General features: G+C 64.7%; 4 protein-coding genes. All 4 read left to right on the top strand.

What is annotated here, in order from left to right; genetic code table 11:
- The coding region (locus tag JHD64_RS20815; RefSeq protein WP_199055487.1) for a 3'-5' exonuclease at positions 1–1,415 on the top strand (1,415 nt) is incomplete at its 5' end.
- A 207-nt stretch (positions 1,416–1,622) separates the two neighbouring features.
- Positions 1,623–3,107 (top strand): polyphosphate:AMP phosphotransferase, encoded by a 1,485-nt coding sequence (gene pap / locus JHD64_RS20810; RefSeq protein WP_199055485.1) that lies wholly within the window; start codon positions 1,623–1,625, stop codon positions 3,105–3,107.
- Positions 3,100–3,831: an ABC transporter substrate-binding protein gene (locus tag JHD64_RS20805; protein ID WP_199055483.1), complete on the top strand. Its 732-nt coding sequence runs from the start codon at positions 3,100–3,102 to the stop codon at positions 3,829–3,831. Before pap ends, JHD64_RS20805 begins: the two co-directional genes overlap by 8 nt.
- Positions 3,828–4,692: AAA family ATPase (locus JHD64_RS20800; RefSeq protein ID WP_199055481.1), on the top strand; the 865-nt coding region annotated here is incomplete at its 3' end. The genes JHD64_RS20805 and JHD64_RS20800, both read left to right, overlap by 4 nt.

The raw sequence follows: 4,692 nt of genomic DNA, 5'->3' as shown, positions 1-4,692 counted from the left end.
GGCTGGAGGGCAGGGTGGCCAGCCCGGCTGGCGGCGAGGAAGCCATGCTGCGGCTGGAAAGCGATGCCGCGCTGGTGAAGATCGTCACCATCCATACCTCCAAGGGGCTGCAATACCCCATCGTGTTCTGCCCCTATCTGTGGGATGGCGCACTGGAGCGGCGCAATACCAGCTTCTGGCGTTACCGCGCAGCCGGGCAGGCCATGCTCAGCCCGGATGTGCTGGCCGATGCCGCCGTGCGCCAGCAGGCCGGCAGCGAAATGCTGGCGGAAAAGCTGCGCCTGCTCTATGTGGCACTGACCCGCGCCCAGCACCGCCAGTACCTGGCCTGGGGCTGGGTCAAGGACATGCAGACGGCGGCGCTGTCCTGGCTGCTGCATGCCACGGATTGCCCGGATCTGCCCAGCCTGCGCGAGCTGGAATTCAGCCCGGCCGTGCTGGAGCAGCAACTGGCCGCACTGGCCGGCCGCTTGCCGGCCGCCTTGCGGCTGCGTCCGCTGGAGGGCGGGCTGAATCCCTTGCCTCTGGCGCAGGGCGCGCGGCAGGACTATAGTGCGCGCCTGTTTCAGCGGCCGGTTTACAGCCCGTGGCGGGTGGCCAGTTTTACCTCGCTCACCCATGGCCGCAGCAGCAAGGCCAATGAGCGGCCGGATCACGACGGCGGCCTGCCGGTGCCGTCGGCAGAGCGCGGCGAGCTGCTGGCCAGCGACAGCCCGTTTGCCTTTCCTCGCGGGGCGCGGGCCGGTACCTGCCTGCATGCCATGTTTGAAAACATCGATTTCGGCATGAGCGATGCCCAGTTGCAGCCGGTGGTGGCACAGCAGCTGCGCCGTCACGGTTTTGCCGACAGCTGGCAGCCGGCGGCCCTGCAGCTGCTGCGCCAGACACTGGATGCCGAGCTGGCCCCCGGCGTGCGGCTTGCCGGGGTGCCTGCCGGGCGCAAACTGGTGGAAATGGAATTCACCCTGCCGGTGCAGCAGCTGGATGTGAGCGCCTTGCGCCGCGTGCTGAGCGATCCGGCGCACGGTCTGGCCCAGCCTTTGCGCACGGCCGCCGCCGGGCTGGATTTCCGCACCGTGCGCGGCTATCTCAAGGGCTTTGTCGATCTGGTGTTCGAGGCCGACGGGCTGGTGTATCTGGTGGACTACAAGTCCAATCACCTGGGCGAGCAGGCCACCGACTATGCCCCCGAGCAGCTGCTGCAGTCGGTGGCGCGCGAGCACTACTATCTGCAATACCTGATTTACTGCGTGGCGCTGCAGCGCTATTTCAAGGCGCGCGGGCGGGATTTCGCCAGCTGCTTTGGCGGTGTGCGCTACCTCTACCTGCGCGGCATGGGCAGCGCCGGCATGGGCATCTGGCAGGACCAGCCGGCGCAGGGCCTGCTTGCCGAGCTGGATGGCTTGTTGCGCTGACTGCATCTATCATTGCCTTGCCAATGGCATGGCGTAGACTATGCACCACGCCAGTGTGGCGGAAGCCGCGTGGCAGATTGTGCGCGTGATACCGGCAGCTGATGCCGTGGCGCAGATGGTTTTTGAGAATTTATTCCATGAATAAGGCCGTGTTGCAGGAAAAAATGCACCAGCAGCCATAACAGCAGTTCATCACGGGAGAAGGGAATGTTTGAATCGGCAGAAATCGGCCACAGCATCAGCAAAGAGAGCTATCGCGAGCAAGTGCCGCTACTGCGCGAGGCCTTGCTGGACGTGCAGTACGACCTGAAGGAAAAGGCCGATTTCCCGGTGCTGATCCTGATCCACGGCTTTGACGGTGCCGGCCGTGGCGAAACCATGAACCTGATCAACGAATGGCTGGACCCGCGGCTGATCGACACCGTGGCCTTTGCCAGTGCCAATGACGAAGAACGTGCCCGGCCCTGGATGTGGCGCTACTGGCAAAAGCTGCCGGCGAAAGGCCGCATCGGCATGTTTTTTGGCTCTTATTATTCCGATGCCCTGTTCGACCGTGTCTACGATGAGATCGACCACGACGCCTTCGACCGTGAAATCTTCGACATCATGCGGCTGGAGCGCATGATCAGCCAGGATGGCGCGCTCATCCTCAAGTTCTGGTTTCACCTGACCAAGGACAAGCAGCGCAAGCGGCTGAAAGAGCTGGAAAAGGATCCGGCCACCCGCTGGCGCGTGACGGCGGATGACAAGGCCAATATGGAGCGCTACGACACCATCCGCAAATACGGCGAACACATGATCCGCCTGACCAATACCGCCTATGCGCCATGGATCGTGGTGGATGGCGAGGATGCCAATTTCCGCAGCCTGACGGTGGGTCAGACCATTCTCAAGGCCATCCGCAACCGCATCAACCAGCACGGTACCGCGGTGGATGTGTCGGAGGCCCCGCCGCTGCTGGCCCCCATCGACGACAAGGTCATTCTGGACACCCTGCAGCTGGACCAGAAAATGGACAAGGCCGAGTACAAGACCCGGCTGGCCGAACTGCAGGGCCGCCTGAGCAAGCTGACCCGCGACGAGCGTTTCAAGAACCATTCGCTGGTACTGGCCTTCGAAGGCAATGACGCCGCCGGCAAGGGCGGCACCATCCGCCGCATCACCCAGGCACTGGATGCGCGCAGCTACCGCGTGGTGCCGGTGGCCGCCCCCACCGAGGAAGAGCGCGTCAAACCCTGGCTGTGGCGTTTCTGGCGCCAGGTGCCGGGCAAGGGCGGCATCACCATCTTCGACCGCACCTGGTATGGCCGCGTGCTGGTGGAGCGGGTGGAAGGCTTCGCCCAGGAACACGACTGGATGCGTGCCTATTATGAAATCAACGACTTCGAGCACCAGCTGAGCGAAAACGGGGCGGTGGTGCTGAAATTCTGGCTGGCCATCAGCAACGAGGAACAGATGGCGCGTTTCAAGCTGCGCGAGGAAACCGGCTTCAAGCGCTTCAAGATTACCGAGGAGGACTGGCGCAACCGTGAAAAGTGGAATGCCTACAAGCTGGCGGTCAGCGATATGGTCGATCGCACCAGCACCAGCAAGGTGCCGTGGACGCTGGTGGAAGCCAATAACAAATACTATGCGCGCATCAAGGTGCTCAGCACCATTTGCGCCGCGCTGGAGGCCAGGTTGGGTGCGTAGTTTCCTGCTGTTGTGCTGCTGTCTGTGGCTGTTGCCGGCGCAGGCAGCTGACATCACCCTGCGTGCAGGGGTGGTGGTGGATAATGCCGGCCCTTACAACTTCACCCCGGACAGCCCGATGGCCGGCATCTATCGCGAGGCGCTGGAGCAGATCGGCAAACTCAGCGGGGTGCGTTTCGATATCGAGTACTACCCGGCGCTGCGTATCCAGCAGCTGTTCGAAGTCGCCCGGCTGGATGTGGAAGTCGGCGTCAATCCGGCCTGGCGCAGCCTGTCGCCGGTGGGCGGTTTTTACACCCTGCCCATCGGCACCCTGGATTACCAGCTGTGTGGCCGCATCAATAATGGCCGCAGCGGGCGCTCGCTGGACGAGCTGCACGGCCAGACCATCGGCCTGCTGCAGGGACAGCCGCTCAGTGCCTTTGAAACCGAATTCGCCCGCCACGGCGTGCACTATGAAATGTCGCAGAGCGAAAACGAAGTCCTCAGCAAATTACGCCTGGGCCGGCTGCAGGCCGTGGTGCTGGAGCGTCGCCAGATCGAACGGCTGATGCTGGCCCCGGAGGAGCTGCGTTGCGAACCGGGCGGCCTGATCAGCTCACAGCCGGTCATGCTGCGCCTGCACCCGCAATTCCGCCAGTGGCTGCCCGCACTCAACCGCGCCATCAGCCAGTTGCAGGCCAGTGGCAAACTCAAGGCCATTTTCCAGAAATCCCGCGGATGAGCGATTCTTCCCCGGCGCTCACTGCGCCACTGTTACCACAGCAACTGTCCCAGCTGCTGTTGCGGCTGGATCCGGCACTGGATGACAGCACGCTGGCGCTGGTCAGCGAGCTGGCGGCGGCCAATCAGGCCGGCCATGTCTGCCTGCCCATTGCCCACCGGCCAGAGCGCCGGCTGTTGCAGGCTTCCCCGGTGCTGGGGGCGCCTGGCAGCTACGCCCCGCTGATTCTGGATGCGGCCGGGCGACTGTATTTCGCCCGCCACTGGTTTGACGAACAGAGCCTGGCCCGCAAGCTGGCACAGCTGGCGGCCGACCAGCGGCCGCTGCCGGCCAGCACGCTGGCGCCGGTGCTGCACCAGCTGTTTCCGGCGCTGCCGGCCGGGCAGCCCGACCGGCAAAAGCTGGCGGCAGCCTTGGCAGCCCGCCAGCGCCTGCTGGTGGTGTCTGGTGGGCCAGGCACCGGCAAAACCACCACGGTGGTGCGCTTGCTGGCCATGCTGGCCATGCTGGCGGAGCGGCCGCAGGTCATGGTCATGGCGGCACCGACCGGCAAGGCCGCCGCCCGCCTGAGCGAATCGGTACGCAATGCCCGCGACAGCCTGCCAGTCGCGGACAGCGTACGGGCCCAGCTGCCGCAACAGGCGCAGACCCTGCATCGGCTGCTGGGTTTGCGGCCGGGAGCCGCGCAGCCACGCTATCACGCCGGCCAGCCGCTGCCGCTGGACGTACTGGTGGTGGACGAAGCCTCGATGATCGATCTGGCGCTGATGGCCCGTCTGCTGGAAGCCCTGCCGGCGCAGGCCCGGCTGATTCTGCTGGGCGACCGCGATCAGCTGGCATCGGTGGATGCCGGTGCGGTAC

The organism is Aquitalea sp. ASV15 (assembly GCF_016429115.1).
Lineage (GTDB): Bacteria > Pseudomonadota > Gammaproteobacteria > Burkholderiales > Chromobacteriaceae > Aquitalea > Aquitalea magnusonii.
Note: the sequence above shows the minus strand (reverse complement) of the source record. Positions and strands in the feature narration are given on the sequence as shown.

Bases quoted from the DNA above. Each gene is read 5' to 3' on its own strand.
- pap (WP_199055485.1), top strand. From the start codon at position 1,623: ATGTTTGAATCGGCAGAAATCGGCCACAGCATCAGCAAAGAGAGCTAT.